This is a genomic window from Rhizobium chutanense, assembly GCF_002531935.1.
Taxonomy (GTDB): Bacteria; Pseudomonadota; Alphaproteobacteria; order Rhizobiales; family Rhizobiaceae; genus Rhizobium; species Rhizobium chutanense.
The window spans coordinates 213,036-226,895 of sequence record NZ_NWSV01000001.1 but is presented as its reverse complement, the minus strand read 5'-3'; the positions used below and the strand labels follow the sequence as shown (position 1 = coordinate 226,895).

The 13,860-nt window shown below is 62.3% G+C and carries 15 protein-coding genes; 9 read left to right on the top strand and 6 right to left on the bottom strand.

Annotated elements, in window-relative coordinates; all coding sequences use genetic code 11:
- Positions 1–51: 51 nt before the first annotated feature.
- The 6 genes from CO666_RS01160 to CO666_RS01135 all read left to right on the top strand — a co-directional run bounded on the left by CO666_RS01160 (position 52) and on the right by CO666_RS01135 (position 5,464).
- Positions 52–276 (top strand): hypothetical protein, encoded by a 225-nt coding sequence (locus CO666_RS01160; protein WP_179869593.1) that lies wholly within the window; start codon positions 52–54, stop codon positions 274–276.
- A gap of 113 nt (positions 277–389) precedes the next feature.
- Positions 390–1,295 carry a diaminopimelate epimerase gene (gene dapF / locus CO666_RS01155; protein WP_097610339.1) on the top strand — a complete coding sequence of 302 codons (906 nt, stop codon included), beginning with the start codon at positions 390–392 and terminating at the stop codon, positions 1,293–1,295.
- A complete protein-coding gene (gene mtaB, locus CO666_RS01150; protein WP_097610338.1) occupies positions 1,292–2,566 on the top strand; it encodes a tRNA (N(6)-L-threonylcarbamoyladenosine(37)-C(2))-methylthiotransferase MtaB in 1,275 nt (424 codons plus the stop codon). Before dapF ends, mtaB begins: the two co-directional genes overlap by 4 nt.
- A gap of 16 nt (positions 2,567–2,582) precedes the next feature.
- Positions 2,583–4,157, top strand: coding sequence for a signal recognition particle-docking protein FtsY (ftsY, locus tag CO666_RS01145; RefSeq protein WP_097610337.1), 1,575 nt, complete (start codon positions 2,583–2,585; stop codon positions 4,155–4,157).
- Between the two features lie 78 nt (positions 4,158–4,235).
- Positions 4,236–4,880, top strand: coding sequence for a septation protein A (locus CO666_RS01140; protein ID WP_097610336.1), 645 nt, complete (start codon positions 4,236–4,238; stop codon positions 4,878–4,880).
- Entirely contained in the window at positions 4,877–5,464 is a 588-nt protein-coding gene (locus CO666_RS01135) for a DUF2585 domain-containing protein (protein WP_097610335.1), read from the top strand. Before CO666_RS01140 ends, CO666_RS01135 begins: the two co-directional genes overlap by 4 nt.
- A gap of 2 nt (positions 5,465–5,466) precedes the next feature.
- Here CO666_RS01135 and CO666_RS01130 read toward each other — a convergent pair whose 3' ends face one another.
- From CO666_RS01130 to ccmA, 5 genes are all read right to left on the bottom strand, one after another.
- A complete protein-coding gene (locus CO666_RS01130; protein ID WP_097610334.1) occupies positions 5,467–6,075 on the bottom strand; it encodes a DsbE family thiol:disulfide interchange protein in 609 nt (202 codons plus the stop codon).
- Positions 6,072–6,239 carry a heme exporter protein CcmD gene (gene ccmD / locus CO666_RS01125; protein WP_097610333.1) on the bottom strand — a complete coding sequence of 56 codons (168 nt, stop codon included), beginning with the start codon at positions 6,237–6,239 and terminating at the stop codon, positions 6,072–6,074. The genes CO666_RS01130 and ccmD overlap by 4 nt, the downstream gene beginning before the upstream one ends.
- The gene (locus CO666_RS01120) at positions 6,236–7,003 is read right to left on the bottom strand and encodes a heme ABC transporter permease (protein ID WP_097610332.1); all 768 of its coding nucleotides are present in this window, start codon (positions 7,001–7,003) and stop codon (positions 6,236–6,238) included. The genes ccmD and CO666_RS01120 overlap by 4 nt, the downstream gene beginning before the upstream one ends.
- Positions 7,004–7,051: 48 nt before the next feature.
- Entirely contained in the window at positions 7,052–7,711 is a 660-nt protein-coding gene (gene ccmB / locus CO666_RS01115; RefSeq protein WP_097610331.1) for a heme exporter protein CcmB, read from the bottom strand.
- 238 nt (positions 7,712–7,949) lie between these two features.
- On the bottom strand, positions 7,950–8,594 hold the full coding sequence (gene ccmA / locus CO666_RS01105; RefSeq protein WP_097610330.1) for a heme ABC exporter ATP-binding protein CcmA: 645 nt from the start codon (positions 8,592–8,594) through the stop codon (positions 7,950–7,952).
- A 262-nt stretch (positions 8,595–8,856) separates the two neighbouring features.
- Here ccmA and acnA point away from each other — a divergent pair, with 262 nt between their 5' ends.
- The 3 genes from acnA to CO666_RS01090 all read left to right on the top strand — a co-directional run bounded on the left by acnA (position 8,857) and on the right by CO666_RS01090 (position 13,237).
- Complete coding sequence (gene acnA, locus CO666_RS01100; RefSeq protein ID WP_097610329.1) at positions 8,857–11,547, top strand: aconitate hydratase AcnA; 2,691 nt, start codon at positions 8,857–8,859, stop codon at positions 11,545–11,547.
- A 233-nt stretch (positions 11,548–11,780) separates the two neighbouring features.
- Complete coding sequence (locus CO666_RS01095; protein ID WP_097610328.1) at positions 11,781–12,521, top strand: DUF1223 domain-containing protein; 741 nt, start codon at positions 11,781–11,783, stop codon at positions 12,519–12,521.
- Positions 12,522–12,835: 314 nt separating this feature from the next.
- Complete coding sequence (locus tag CO666_RS01090; RefSeq protein ID WP_097610327.1) at positions 12,836–13,237, top strand: DUF2794 domain-containing protein; 402 nt, start codon at positions 12,836–12,838, stop codon at positions 13,235–13,237.
- A 4-nt stretch (positions 13,238–13,241) separates the two neighbouring features.
- Here CO666_RS01090 and CO666_RS01085 read toward each other — a convergent pair whose 3' ends face one another.
- The gene (locus tag CO666_RS01085; RefSeq protein WP_097610326.1) at positions 13,242–13,799 is read right to left on the bottom strand and encodes a GNAT family N-acetyltransferase; all 558 of its coding nucleotides are present in this window, start codon (positions 13,797–13,799) and stop codon (positions 13,242–13,244) included.
- Between the last annotated feature and the right edge of the window lie 61 nt (positions 13,800–13,860).

Below are 13,860 nucleotides of genomic sequence, written 5' to 3'. Positions count from 1 at the left end.
TTCTACTTAAGTGCATCCTGTAAAATGATTCGTAAATATCCTTGATGCCGAATGATTCGGCGGAGATATCGAATGATAGATCCTGATATTGAGAGCTGGGCGCTGGCCCGAGCTCACCATATTGTCCTGAACGAAGGCCTGAATCTTGCCAAGGCGGCACAGGACCTAGACCGCAAACGGTCCCGCTCGCTGGTCTATGAGCTGAGAAAAGTCATCACCGCCGCTATCGTCGAAGCACATGCGGCGTCTTTCGATCCCGACGGTGCGCGGCGTTAAAAGCTGAACTGGCTCGAAGGGGGCGGCCGGCGGCCAACCTGCCCGATACTCACCCACTGGTAATTCCTTCGCATTTCCGCCATATACAGCGGAAAGACGGACGGAATGATATCATGAGCGCAACGGTCGAATTCGCGAGGATGAACGGGCTTGGCAACAAGATCCTGGTCGTCGACATGCGCGGCCGGCCGGATAAGGTGACGCCGGCGGCGGCCATCGCGCTCAATGCCGATCCGCAGACCGAGTTCGATCAGATCATGGCGATCCATGATCCGAAGGCCGACGGCACCGATGCCTTCATCGATATCCTGAATTCCGACGGTTCGAAGGCGCAGGCCTGCGGCAACGGCACGCGCTGCGTGGTGCAGGCGCTTGCCGCCGAGACCGGCCGAAAGGCTTTTACCTTTCAGACCGTCGCCGGCATTCTGAACGCCGTCGAGCATGAAGACGGGACGATTTCCGTCGATATGGGCCGGCCGGTCTTCGATTGGGACAGGATCCCGCTGGCGGAAGAATTCCACGACACCAGCCGCATCGAGCTGCAGATCGGCCCGATCGACAATCCGGTGCTGCATTCGCCGTCGGTGATGTCGATGGGCAATCCGCATGCGATCTTCTGGGTGGACCGGGACGTCATGTCCTACGATCTCGCCCGTTTCGGGCCGCTGCTGGAAAACCATCCGATGTTTCCCGAGCGCGCCAATATCACGCTGGCGCAGGTGACGTCGCCGACGTCGGTGACGACGCGCACCTGGGAGCGCGGCGCGGGACTGACGCTCGCCTGCGGCTCGGCCGCCTGTTCCGCCGCCGTCAGCGCGGCGCGCACCGGCCGCACCGGCCGCACCGTGACAATCAATGTGGCGAGTGCCAAGCCGCCGGCGACACTGTCCATCGAATGGCGCGAGCGCGACGATCACGTCATCATGACCGGCCCTGCCGAATGGGAATGGTCGGGCAGGCTCGATCCCACGACCGGTCTCTGGTCGCGCGACGATAGCCGAGAGGCCGGGGCGCAGTGAGCGGCGTCGAGGTCATTACCTTCGGCTGCCGCCTCAACACATATGAATCCGAAGTGATGAAGGCGCAGGCCGAAAAGGCCGGGCTCAACAATGCGGTCCTGGTCAACACCTGTGCGGTGACCGGCGAAGCCGTGCGCCAGGCCCGCCAGGCGATCCGCCGCGCAAGGCGCGACAATCCGCATGCCCGCATCATCGTCACCGGCTGCGCCGCGCAGACGGAAAAGCAGACCTTCGCTGAAATGCCGGAAGTCGACGCCGTGCTCGGCAACGAGGAGAAGCTTTCGAGCGCCTCCTATCGCAGCCTGCCGGATTTCGGCGTTTCGGCCGAAGAGAAGCTCCGCGTCAACGATATTATGAGCGTGAAGGCGACGGCGCCGCAGATGGTCAGGCACATCGACGGCCATGTGCGCGCCTTCATCCAGGTGCAGAACGGCTGCGACCACCGCTGCACTTTCTGCATCATCCCCTATGGCCGCGGCAACTCCCGCTCCGTGCCGATGGGCGCGGTCGTCGACCAGGCCCGCAAGCTCGCCGACAGCGGTTATCGTGAGATCGTGCTGACCGGGGTCGACGCCACCAGCTATGGCGCCGATCTGCCCGGCGCGCCGACGCTCGGACTCTTGGCGAAGACGCTCTTAAAGCAGCTCCCCGATATCCGCCGCCTCCGGCTTTCCTCGATCGACAGCATCGAGGCCGACGCCCATCTGATAGATCTGATCGCCGACGAGCCGCGCTTCATGCCGCATCTGCATCTGTCGCTGCAGCATGGCGACGACATGATCCTGAAGCGCATGAAGCGCCGGCATTCGCGTGCCGATGCGCTGCGTTTCATCGAGGATGCGCGCCGGCTTCGCCCGGAGATGAGCTTCGGCGCCGATATGATCGCCGGTTTCCCCACTGAAACGGAAGAGATGTTCGGCAATGCCGTGCGGCTCGCCGAAGAAGCCGATATCGCGCATCTGCATGTTTTTCCCTACAGCCCGCGTCCCGGCACGCCGGCAGCCCGCATGCCACAGTTCGACCGGTCGCTGGTCAAGGACCGCGCCGCAAGGCTGCGCGCCACTGGACATAGGCTGCATCAATCCCATCTCGATGGCATGGTCGGAACCCGGCAATGGCTGCTAGTTGAAAACAACGGCCTGGCGCATACGGAGAACTTCATGCTGGTCGCTACACCGGGCCTTCGTCCTGGCGAACTTGTGCCGGCCGAAATCACCGGCCACAATGGCAAGCATCTCGACATGCAATTGACGGCCGCAGCCGCGGCCTGACTTTCACGGAATCCCCATGGCGCTCAGTTTCATCAAAAAGGTCTTCACCTTCGGCAAGCCGGCTGAAGAGCCTGTGCCTGAGTCCGTCGAAAGGGAGCTGGAGCCGCGCTCGCGCGATGAAGCCCTGCCGATTGCGGAGGATCCTGTTCTTCCGGAGGAAATGGATACCGCTGGTGGGCCGGCGGCGGATTTTGATCAGGATACGGCGGAAGAGCATGTCGCTCTCGACGACGCGGAACCCGCGATCCTGCCGGCTCCGGACCAGCTGAGCGACATGGGCGTCGTGCCGCTGTCATTGCTGGAAGCCGAGGCGGCAGCGGAAGTGCAGACCGAAATCCAGGCGCCTGTCGAAACCGTTGCGGAAATACCCCCCTCTGTCCCTCCGGGACATCTCCCCCACAAGGGGGGAGATCGTTTGGAGCCTGACGCGCCGGTTTCGATCGAAGGGGCCGAGGAAGTTGCAGAAGCGTCTCCAGAGGAGATTTCGCCTAAGCTCGATGAGATATTAGACACCTCCGTTCAGCCGATCTCCCCCCTTGTGGAGGAGATGCCCGGCAGGGCAGAGGGGGGTAGCCCCACGGCAGAACCGGAGACCGGCTCGCCCATCCTCCCCAAAGGCTTCGCCACCGGCCCGAAGGTCGTCGAGCCCGAACCCGTCGCCCCGCAGCCGAAACTCAGCTGGTTCCAGCGCCTGCGCAACGGCCTTGCGCGCACCTCCTCGCAGCTGACCGGCCAGATCGCCGCGCTCTTCACCAAGCGCAAGCTCGACGACGAGACGCTGCAGGATCTCGAGGATCTGCTGATTCAGGCCGATCTCGGCGTCGAGACCGCGCTGCGCGTCACCGACACGCTGGCGTCCGAGCGCTACGGCAAGGATGTCACCGGCGAGGATGTCAGCCGGATCATGGCGTCTGAAATCGCCAAGGTTTTGAAGCCGGTCGCCAAGCCGCTGCAGCTCGATCTCTCGCACAAGCCGCATGTCATCCTCGTCGTCGGCGTCAACGGCACCGGCAAGACGACGACGATCGGCAAGCTGGCGGCCAAACTTTCCGGCGCCGGGCTGAAGGTGATGCTGGCCGCCGGCGATACCTTCCGCGCAGCGGCGATCGAGCAGCTGAAAATCTGGGCAGAGCGGACCAATTCCGAATTCATCGGCACCAAGCTCGGCGCCGATGCCGCCGGCCTTGCCTATGACGCCTTCGAGCAGGCAAAGGCAAAAAAATGCGACGTGCTGATCGTCGATACCGCCGGCCGCCTGCAGAACAAGGCCGAACTGATGGCCGAGCTTGAGAAGATCGTGCGCGTGCTCGGCAAGCTCGATCCCGATGCGCCGCACACCGTGCTGCAGACGCTCGACGCCACCACAGGACAGAATGCGCTGAGCCAGGTCGAGATTTTCCGCAACGTCGCCGGCGTCAACGGGCTGATCATGACCAAGCTCGACGGCACGGCACGCGGCGGCATCCTCGTTGCCATTTCCGCCAAGCACAAGCTGCCGGTCTATTTCATCGGCGTCGGCGAGGGTGTCGACGATCTCGAGCCGTTCGAGGCCGAGGATTTTGCGCATGCCATTGCCGGACTTGGGCAATGATGCCACAGATATGCCGCCGAAAGCCTGCAGGGCACCGTCGGCACGCAGGTTTCCAGGAAGAACAGGTTTGAAGACGGCATGAGCACCGAAAGCGATATCACCCCATCCGCGGCCGACCGGCATCACCCGCTGCTGAAACTGGCGCTGGAACTCGGGCCGCTGCTGATCTTCTTCTTTGCCAATCTGCGCGGCCAGTGGCTGGTGGAAAAGTTTCCGGTTCTTGCCGAGCTGGGCGGACCGCTGTTTGTCGCCACCGGGCTGTTCATGGCGGCGACGATCATCTCGCTTGTCGTTTCGAAGATCGTGCTCGGCCATCTGCCGATCATGCCCTTCGTCTCCGGCATTGTCGTTCTCATCTTCGGCTCGCTGTCGATCTGGCTGCAGAACGAGACCTTCATCAAGATGAAGCCGACCATCGTCAATGCGCTCTTCGGGGTGACGCTGCTCGGCGGGCTTGCCTTCGGCCGATCGCTGCTCGGCTATGTCTTCAACGCTGCCTTCCAGCTCGATGCCGAGGGCTGGCGCAAGCTCACCATCCGCTGGGGCATCTTCTTCCTCTTCCTCGCGGTGCTGAACGAATTCGTCTGGCGCAATTTTTCGGACGATACCTGGGTCGCCTTCAAGGTCTGGGGCACGATGCCGATCACCGTCATCTTCACGCTGGCGCAGATGCCGCTGGTGCTCAAACATAGCGTTAACCTGGAAACGGACGGCGAGAAGTGAGTGCTACGGACGTCGAATATCGTGTGAGACACCAGACCTACTGGTTCGTCGCCTGCCTTGCGGTGCTGCTGACCCAGATCGTCGCCGAATATCTGATGGGCCGCGTGCCGATCTGCGCCTGCGGTTATGTCAAGCTGTGGGAGGGCGGGGTCAATACCAGCGGCAATTCACAGCATCTGTCGGACTGGTACACGCCGTCGCACATCATCCACGGCTTCCTGTTCTACGGGCTCGGCCATCTCGTCTTGCGCCGCAAGCCGCTGGCGGCACGGCTGCTGCTGGCGCTCTTCATCGAATCCGGCTGGGAACTGCTGGAGAATTCGCCCCTCATCATCGACCGTTACCGCACGGCGACGATCGCGCTCGATTATTACGGTGACAGCATCCTGAATTCGGCGATGGACACCGTCTTCATGTGCGTCGGCTTCTTCTTCGCATCGCGTGCGCCGGTGGCGCTGACGGTTGTTATCGCCATCTTCTTCGAAATTTTCACCGGCTATGTGATCCGCGACAACCTGACGCTTAATGTGGTGATGCTGATCTGGCCTGTCGAGGCGATCAAGGTCTGGCAGGGCGGGCTGTAGACTTACGAAGCCGGCTTTCCCAGCGCCTTTTCCATCGCTGGATAGAGCCCTTCCTTCAGGCTGACATCGTCGAAGGGGCCGACGCGCTTGTAGAGGATGGTGCCGTCGGGGGCGACCAGGTAACTTTCCGGAATGCCGTAGACGCCCCAGTCGATCGCCGCCTTGCCGTTCGGATCGATGCCGATCGCCTGATAGGGGTTGCCGAGCTCGCCGAGGAAACGCAGGGCGTTGTCGCTCTGGTCCTTGTAATTGATGGCGACGATGTTCAGCCGTCCGTCCTTTGCCAGTTCTTTCAAGACAGGATGTTCGTCCCGGCAGGGGACGCACCAGGAGGCGAAGACGTTGACGAGGGTCAGCTTGCCCTTGATCGCGGCATCGGTCAGCGCCGGCAGGTTGGCGCCGTCGAGCGGCGGAAGGTTCAGCGCCGGCGCCTTGGTGCCGATCAGGGCGGAGGGGATTTCGGTGATGTCCTTGCCGTGAAAATCCTGGTCGTAGAGCATCTTTGCGGCGGTTGCCGCGATACCGCCGAAGACGATCAGCGGCAGAAGCGCCAGCAGGTAGCTGGCGCGCCCGCGCGGCTTGGCGGTCGTGGTTTCCGGCGCCTCGCTCATTGCCCGTCCCCCGCGCGAGCCGAGCGGCGGCGGATGCCCGCGGCTTCAAGGCTCGCGAGTTCGCGGCGGCGCGCCCGGCCGTCGTTCCAGGTCCAGAGCGTGACGGCGACCGTCACCAGGGCCGCGAAGCCATAGGAGGCATAGACGTAGAAAGCGTGCGTCACGTCTGTTCCTCGCGGTTGGCCATGCGGGCGGCGAGACGGCGCTGGGCGGCGATGCGGCGGCGCCAGATCTCGTTCCTCATCGCCATGATATGCAGGGTGAAGAAGAGCAGGGTGAAGGCGATCGCCATGACGAAGAGCGGGCGCAGGAATTCCGGATCGATCGCCGGGCCGTCAAGGCGCAGCACGCTTGCCGACTGATGCAGCGTGTTCCACCATTCGACAGAGAATTTGATGATCGGGATGTTGACGAAGCCGACGAGGATCAGCACGGCGGAGACGCGCGCGGCCTTCGACGGATCGTCGATGGCGCGGCCGAGCGCAATCAGGCCGAGATACATCAGGAAGAGAACGAAGACGGAGGTCAGCCTGGCATCCCAGACCCACCAGGTGCCCCACATCGGCTTGCCCCAAAGCGAACCGGTGACGAGGGCAAGCAGGGTGAATGCGGCGCCGAGCGGGGCTGCCGCCTTGGCGGAGACATCGGCCAGCGGATGGCGCCAGACCAGCGTGCCGATCGCCGAAACACTCATGATCGTGTAGCACATCATCGAAAGCCAGGCCGCCGGCACGTGGATATACATGATGCGCACGGTCTCGCCCTGCTGATAATCGCCTTCGGTGGCGAAGCTCAGATAGAGGCCGGCCGCGAAACAGAGGGCGGTGATACCGGCCAGCCAGGGAATGATACGCGCCGCCAGCGCCAGAAACCGCGTCGGGTTGGCGAGATCGCTGAATTTGCTGATGGCAAGGCTCGTTTGGCTCATGACCGCTTCCTTACCTTGATCCGGCTTTTCCCGCAATCGAATGGCCCATCAATCCGCCGTGTTTCGCAGCGCCAGCGCAGCCGCAGCCGGGCCGATGACCGTAAAGAAGAGCGTCAGCGCGGTCAGGATGAGAAAAGGCGGCAGGAACGGGGCTGGATCCTCGACCGCGGCATAGGTGGCGCTGACGCCGAAGATCAGCACCGGAATGGTCAGGGGCAAGACGAGGATCGAGACCAGCAGGCCGCCGCGGGGAAGCGCTACGGCAACGGCAGCGCCGACAGCGCCGATGAAGGTGATGGCAGGCGATCCGACAAGCAGCGTCAGCATGGTCGCGCCGATCGCCGCCTCGTCCATATTCATGAACAGGCCGAGCAGCGGCGAGGCAATGACCAGCGGCAGACTGGTGGCCGTCCAGTGGGCGAGACATTTGACCAGCACGGTGAGGACGAGCGGCGTTTCCTGCATCAGCATCAGATCGAGCGATCCGTCGTCGCGTTCGGCCTGGAACAGGCGGTCGAGGCCGAGAAGGGCGGCCAGCAGCGCGCCGATCCAGACGATGGCGGGGCCGATGCGCGACAGCAGCTTGAGGTCGGGGCCGACGCCGAAGGGGATGACGGCGACGATGGTGAGGAAGAACAGCACGCCGATCAGCGCCCCGCCGCCGGCGCGGATCGAGAGTTTCAGGTCGCGGAGGAAGAGGGCGGTCATGCGGGGCGGCTCTCTGCGTGTGCGGTGGACGGGGCACCCCCCTCTGCCCTGCCGGGCATCTCCCCCACAAGGGGGGAGATCGGCTGGGGGCGCGCGCTCACCCTAATCAAATGTCGCAGATGGCCGCAGCCGCTTGGCGCGCGATCAACATTTCGCGAAGCCGGTGCATCTTGCCGATCTCCCCCCTTGTGGGGGAGATGCCCGGCAGGGCAGAGGGGGGTAGCGGCACGGCAAATCATCAACCCCACACCCCCTGATCCACACCGGCAAAGCCCGTCATCTTCATTTCCTGCACATTCTCCAGACCCAGCGGCTGGTGCGTCGCCGCCAGCACGATGCCGCCCTTTGCCAGATGCGCTTCGATCAATCCGGCCAGCAGCCGGTCGGCGCTGGCATCGAGTGCCGCTGTGGGTTCGTCGAGGATCCAGACGGGGCGGTGGGCGACGAGCAGCTTGGCGAAGGCTATCCGGCGCTGCTGGCCGGCGGAGAGGTAGCCGAAGGGAAGGTGGGTGATTCCCGAGAGGCCAACGGCTTCGGCGGCGTCTTCGACGGGAAGACCGGCAGTGCCGGGATTGCCGAGAAAGACCCGCCAGAATTCCAGATTCTCTGCAACTGTAAGTTCATTCTTCATTGCATTTCGATGGCCAAGGTAGTGGCTGGCTTCGCCCGGATGCCGGTCTTCCCGGCCCTCTCCATCGCGGAGGATGACAGTGCCTTTTTCCGGCCTCAGGAGACCGGCGACGACACGCAGCAAAGTGGACTTTCCCGATCCATTTCTCCCCGTCAGCACAAGCGCCTCGCCGGCTCTCAAGTGAAAGGAAATATTAGCGAAAATTAAATCCTCACCGCGCCTTGCAGCCAGATTTTCGGCGGTGAGATGCATGCGTCGGCTCTTTCTTCGTTTTGGCTCGCGGGAGGGTCAAAAAATCTCCGATTTTGACCGTGCTCGGGTATGGCAAGTTTTTAGGAAATTATCTATAAGACCCGCAACCACGCCAGCGGTCGGCGTGAATTTCATCCTTGCGCCGAACTTGGAGCATTCGTTCCACGTGCGGACAGCGGAAATGGCCGTACCCGCATCCTGATGTGCATTAAGTGCATAGGCGTTCGCACGACTGTGTTGGCTATCAGAAACGGGGTCTCTCGTGTCTAAATCTCTTGACAGTTTCAATTGTCGTTCCACGCTTTCCGTGAACGGGAAAGACTATGTCTATTACAGCCTGCCCAAGGCTGAGGCAAACGGTCTGCCGGGCGTCTCGAAGCTTCCCTATTCGATGAAGGTGCTGCTGGAAAACCTGCTGCGCTTCGAAGACGGCCAGTCGGTCACCAAGGAGCACATCCTGGCCGTTGCCGAATGGCTGAACAATAAGGGTGCGGTCGAAAACGAGATCGCCTATCGCCCGGCGCGCGTGCTGATGCAGGACTTCACCGGCGTTCCCGCCGTCGTCGACCTTGCCGCGATGCGCGACGCGATGGTGTCGCTCGGCGGCGATCCGGAAAAGATCAACCCGCTCGTTCCGGTCGACCTTGTCATCGACCACTCGGTCATCGTCGACGAATTCGGCACGCCGCAGGCCTTCGCCAAGAACGTCGAACTGGAATACCAGCGCAACGGCGAGCGCTACCGCTTCCTGAAGTGGGGCCAGCAGGCCTTCAAGAACTTCCGCGTCGTGCCTCCCGGCACCGGCATCTGTCACCAGGTCAACCTCGAATATCTCGGCCAGACCGTCTGGACCAAGGAAGAGGACGGCGAGACGATCGCCTATCCCGACACCTGCGTCGGCACCGACAGCCACACGACGATGATCAACGGCCTCGGCGTTCTCGGTTGGGGTGTGGGTGGTATCGAAGCGGAAGCCGCCATGCTCGGCCAGCCGGTTTCGATGCTTCTGCCCGAGGTCATCGGCTTCAAGCTCACCGGCAAGCTCAAGGAAGGCGTGACCGCCACCGACCTCGTTCTGACCGTCGTGCAGATGCTGCGCAAGAAGGGTGTCGTTTCCAAGTTCGTCGAATTCTTCGGCCCGGGCATGGACAACATGCCGCTCGCCGACCGTGCGACGATCGGCAATATGGGCCCGGAATATGGCGCGACCTGCGGCTTCTTCCCGGTCGACGGCGAAACCATCAACTACCTCACCATGTCCGGCCGCACGCATGACCGGATCGCCCTCGTCGAAGCCTATTCGAAGGCCCAGGGCATGTGGCGTGACGGCGACGGCTCCGATCTCGTCTTCACCGACACGCTGGAACTCGACCTCGGCGACGTCGTGCCGTCGATGGCCGGCCCGAAGCGTCCGGAAGGCCGCATCGCGCTCGAGAATATCGCCTCCGGTTTTGCCGGCTCGATGGATGCCGACTACAAGAAGCCCGGCCAGCTTAACAACCGCTATGCGGTCGAAGGCACGGATTTCGATCTCGGCCATGGCGACGTCGCGATCGCCGCCATCACCTCCTGCACCAACACCTCCAACCCGTCGGTGCTGATCGCTGCCGGCCTTCTCGCCCGCAACGCCGTTGCCAAGGGCCTGAAGACCAAGCCGTGGGTCAAGACCTCGCTGGCTCCGGGAAGCCAGGTCGTCGGCGAATATCTGGCCAAATCCGGCCTGCAGGCCGACCTCGACAAGCTCGGCTTCAACCTGGTCGGCTTCGGCTGCACCACCTGCATCGGCAATTCCGGCCCGCTGCCGGCGCCGATCTCGAAGACGATCAACGACAAGGGCCTGATCGTTTCCGGCGTGCTCTCGGGCAACCGTAACTTCGAAGGCCGTATCTCTCCGGATGTTCAGGCGAACTACCTCGCTTCGCCGCCGCTCGTCGTCGCTTACGCGCTCGCCGGCACGGTGCAGAAGGACCTGACCAAGGAGCCGATCGGCGAGGACCAGAACGGCAACCCGGTCTACCTCAAGGATATCTGGCCGACTTCGCACGAGGTGCAGGAGTTCATCCAGAAATACGTGACCCGCGAACTGTACGAAAGCAAGTATGCCGACGTCTTCAAGGGTGACGTCAACTGGCAGGCCGTTCAGGTCCCGCCGGGCCAGACCTATGCCTGGGACGACAATTCGACCTATGTCCAGAACCCGCCCTACTTCGTCGGCATGGGCAAGAAGGGCACCGGCGTCTCCGACATCAAGGGCGCCCGCGTCCTCGGCCTGTTCGGCGACAAGATCACCACCGACCACATCTCGCCGGCCGGTTCGATCAAGGCTGCATCGCCTGCTGGCGCCTATCTGCTCGGTCACGAGGTGGCCGTTGCCGACTTCAACCAGTACGGCACGCGTCGCGGCAATCATGAAGTGATGATGCGCGGCACTTTCGCCAATATCCGCATCCGCAACCACATGCTCGGCCCGAACGGCAAGGAAGGTGGCTACACCATCCACTATCCGTCGAAGGAGGAGACTTCGATCTACGACGCCGCGATGCAGTACAAGGCTGAAGGCGTGCCGCTGGTCATCTTCGCCGGTGTCGAATATGGCAACGGCTCCTCGCGTGACTGGGCTGCCAAGGGCACCAACCTGCTCGGCGTCAAGGCCGTGGTCGCCCAGTCCTTCGAGCGCATCCATCGCTCGAACCTGGTCGGCATGGGCATCATTCCCTTCGTCTTCGAAGAGGGTACGACCTGGCAGAGCCTCGGCCTCAAGGGCGATGAACTCGTCACTATCGAAGGCCTCGACAAGATCAAGCCGCGCGAGAAGAAGATCGCCAAGATCACCTATGGCGACGGCACAGTGAAGGACGTTCCGCTGCTGTCGCGCGTCGATACGCTCGACGAGGTGGTCTACCTCAACAATGGCGGTATCCTGCAGACGGTTCTGCGCGATCTCGCTGCCTGATTCTTAAGACACCTGACTGATAATGGCCGCCGGAGAGCAGTTTCCGGCGGCTTTTCTTTGCGACGACAGTGATTCGAACAGCTCACGATGATTTGTTTTCCGCGGGTTCGGGTGGCGCGGCGTCTCACCCGTTCGTGACTTTTCGTTTGGACCCGGAAGGATTATTCGTACGTTCATATGTCAGGGCTTCCGGTTCGAACAGGCTGGCGGCGCTGAAAAAGAGGTGCAGGTGAATGTCCCCCCGTTTCTTGATTCCGCTGATCGCCGGTGTTGTTTTCGCAGGCTCGTTGCAGGCCGAAGACGGTACGCCGAAAGGCGTCGTCGAACTCTTTACGGCGCAGGGCTGCTCCTCCTGTCCTCCGGCTGATGCGGCGTTCCGCAAATTGGTGAGCCAGGGCGATGTGATCGCGCTCGCCTATCATGTCGATTACTGGAATTATCTCGGCTGGGCCGATACGCTGAGCTCCAAGGAAAACACCGAACGGCAATACGGCTATGCCAGAACGATGGGCCGCAGCAACGTCTACACCCCGCAGGCGATCGTCAACGGGCGCGGCCATCTGGCCGGCGCCGATCTCACCGGCATCAACAGCAAGATCGACACCTACAGCAGCGAAGGCAATGGGTTGACCGTTCCGATCAGCGCGTCGATGCGCGGCGACGAGCTGGAGATCAAGATCGGTGCGGGGCAGGGCAAAGCCAATGTCGTGATGGTCTATTTCGACAAGGAAAAGACGATCGAGGTCGAAAAGGGCGAAAACAGCGGCAAGAAGCTGTCCTATCTGCACAGCGTCACCAATGTCGAAACCGTCGGCATGTGGGACGGCAAGGCGACCAATCTGACGCTGCCGGCGAGCGTGTTGCAGCGGCCGCAGCTCGAAGGCTGCGCGATCCTGCTGCAATCGGCGACCGACAACGGCGATCCGGCTGCGATCCTTGGTGCGACCGTGGTGATGGCTGGAAAAAATATCTGAGATTTCATCCGCTTGCGGATGAAGTACCGGGCGGCCCGGCTGAGCGTATTCGGGGCTGGGGTTAAGGTCGATACGCTCCGCCGGGCCCTTTGGCGCGCTGGCGCCAAACCGGGATTCATAATTCTCCTGCAAATGAGGCGCTGTTTTGACTGAAATGCGGCGTTGCCGAGAAAGCGTCAGCGCTCCTCTGCGCGTCTCGGTAGATGCGCGGCGCTGTCCGGTGCGGCCGAATGTGACGGGTGGGACTCTTGCAATTTGCGGCGGCTCGGGCACACTGTCACTCTCCTGTCACAAGCGGAGGCCTTGGGAGACTGATGACAGATCAGCCGGATTTACGACACGGCGAAAGCCGTTCCGTCGACCATAGTTCCTCAGTCGTCGTCGATCTCAGGGAATACAAGCAGAGCAAGGACCCGCTTCCGGTGACGTTTCACCGGCGCGAACTGGACGCGATCCTCTGGATCTACGGCCGCATGGTCGGCGACGGCGAGTGGCGCGACTACGCCATCGATCACCTGAAGGACAAGGCGGTCTTCTCCGTCTTCAAACGCTCCGGCGAAATGCCGCTCTTCCGAATCGAGAAAAATCCGAAGCTTGCCGCCAAGCAGGGCGCTTATTCCGTCATCAACGTCAACGGCATGATCCTGAAGCGCGGACACGAGCTGAATCAGGTGCTGAAGGTGTTCGACAAGGCTCTAAAGCTCGTCGATAAATAGCGAATCAACCGGCAAACAGCGTGCCGGGATAGCTCGATTGATCCGGGTCGGTGCTCATGCCCTCGCCGAGGGCGCGCTGCATGAGCATCGTGTCGAGCCAGCGGCCATGCTTGTAGCCGGCGCCCCTCATCAGGCCGACTTCCACAAAACCTGCCTTGAGATGAAGCGCGATCGAGGCGGGGCTGGCGCCGCCGATGACGGCCACCATCTGACGGAAACCGAGACCGGTGCAGCGGGCGATCAGCTCGCTCATCAGCGCTTTGCCGATGCCGCGTCCACGCGCTTCAGGCGCCAGATAGATCGAATCCTCGACCATCCAGCGATAGGCCGGTCGCGTGCGAAAGGCCGAGGCATAGGCGTAGCCGAGCAGAATCCCGCCCGCATCGACGGCTGATATATAGGGATAGCGCTGGCCGACGATCGCGGCGAAACGCTGCATCATCTCGGCCTCGGAAGGTGGGACGATCTCGTAGCTTGCAACGCCGTTCAGGACGGAGTCGCGATAGATCTCGGCAATGGCGGGAATGTCGGCTTGCGAGGCGTCACGCAGGAGGAAGGACATTGGGGTGGCTGGTCCATCGGGAAAGCAAGGTCTCTCTAAAACCAGTCCTCCGGGACCGGCG

What these genes read in the sequence shown, in the direction of transcription:
- CO666_RS01160 (WP_179869593.1), top strand. Translation starts at nt 52, where the DNA reads ATGATTCGGCGGAGATATCGAATGATAGATCCTGATATTGAGAGCTGG.
- dapF (WP_097610339.1), top strand. Translation starts at nt 390, where the DNA reads ATGAGCGCAACGGTCGAATTCGCGAGGATGAACGGGCTTGGCAACAAG.
- ftsY (WP_097610337.1), top strand. Translation starts at nt 2,583, where the DNA reads ATGGCGCTCAGTTTCATCAAAAAGGTCTTCACCTTCGGCAAGCCGGCT.
- CO666_RS01140 (WP_097610336.1), top strand. Translation starts at nt 4,236, where the DNA reads ATGAGCACCGAAAGCGATATCACCCCATCCGCGGCCGACCGGCATCAC.
- CO666_RS01130 (WP_097610334.1), bottom strand. Translation starts at nt 6,075, where the DNA reads ATGAGCGAGGCGCCGGAAACCACGACCGCCAAGCCGCGCGGGCGCGCC.
- CO666_RS01120 (WP_097610332.1), bottom strand. Translation starts at nt 7,003, where the DNA reads ATGAGCCAAACGAGCCTTGCCATCAGCAAATTCAGCGATCTCGCCAAC.
- ccmB (WP_097610331.1), bottom strand. Translation starts at nt 7,711, where the DNA reads ATGACCGCCCTCTTCCTCCGCGACCTGAAACTCTCGATCCGCGCCGGC.
- ccmA (WP_097610330.1), bottom strand. Translation starts at nt 8,594, where the DNA reads ATGCATCTCACCGCCGAAAATCTGGCTGCAAGGCGCGGTGAGGATTTA.
- CO666_RS01095 (WP_097610328.1), top strand. Translation starts at nt 11,781, where the DNA reads ATGTCCCCCCGTTTCTTGATTCCGCTGATCGCCGGTGTTGTTTTCGCA.
- CO666_RS01090 (WP_097610327.1), top strand. Translation starts at nt 12,836, where the DNA reads ATGACAGATCAGCCGGATTTACGACACGGCGAAAGCCGTTCCGTCGAC.
- CO666_RS01085 (WP_097610326.1), bottom strand. Translation starts at nt 13,799, where the DNA reads ATGTCCTTCCTCCTGCGTGACGCCTCGCAAGCCGACATTCCCGCCATT.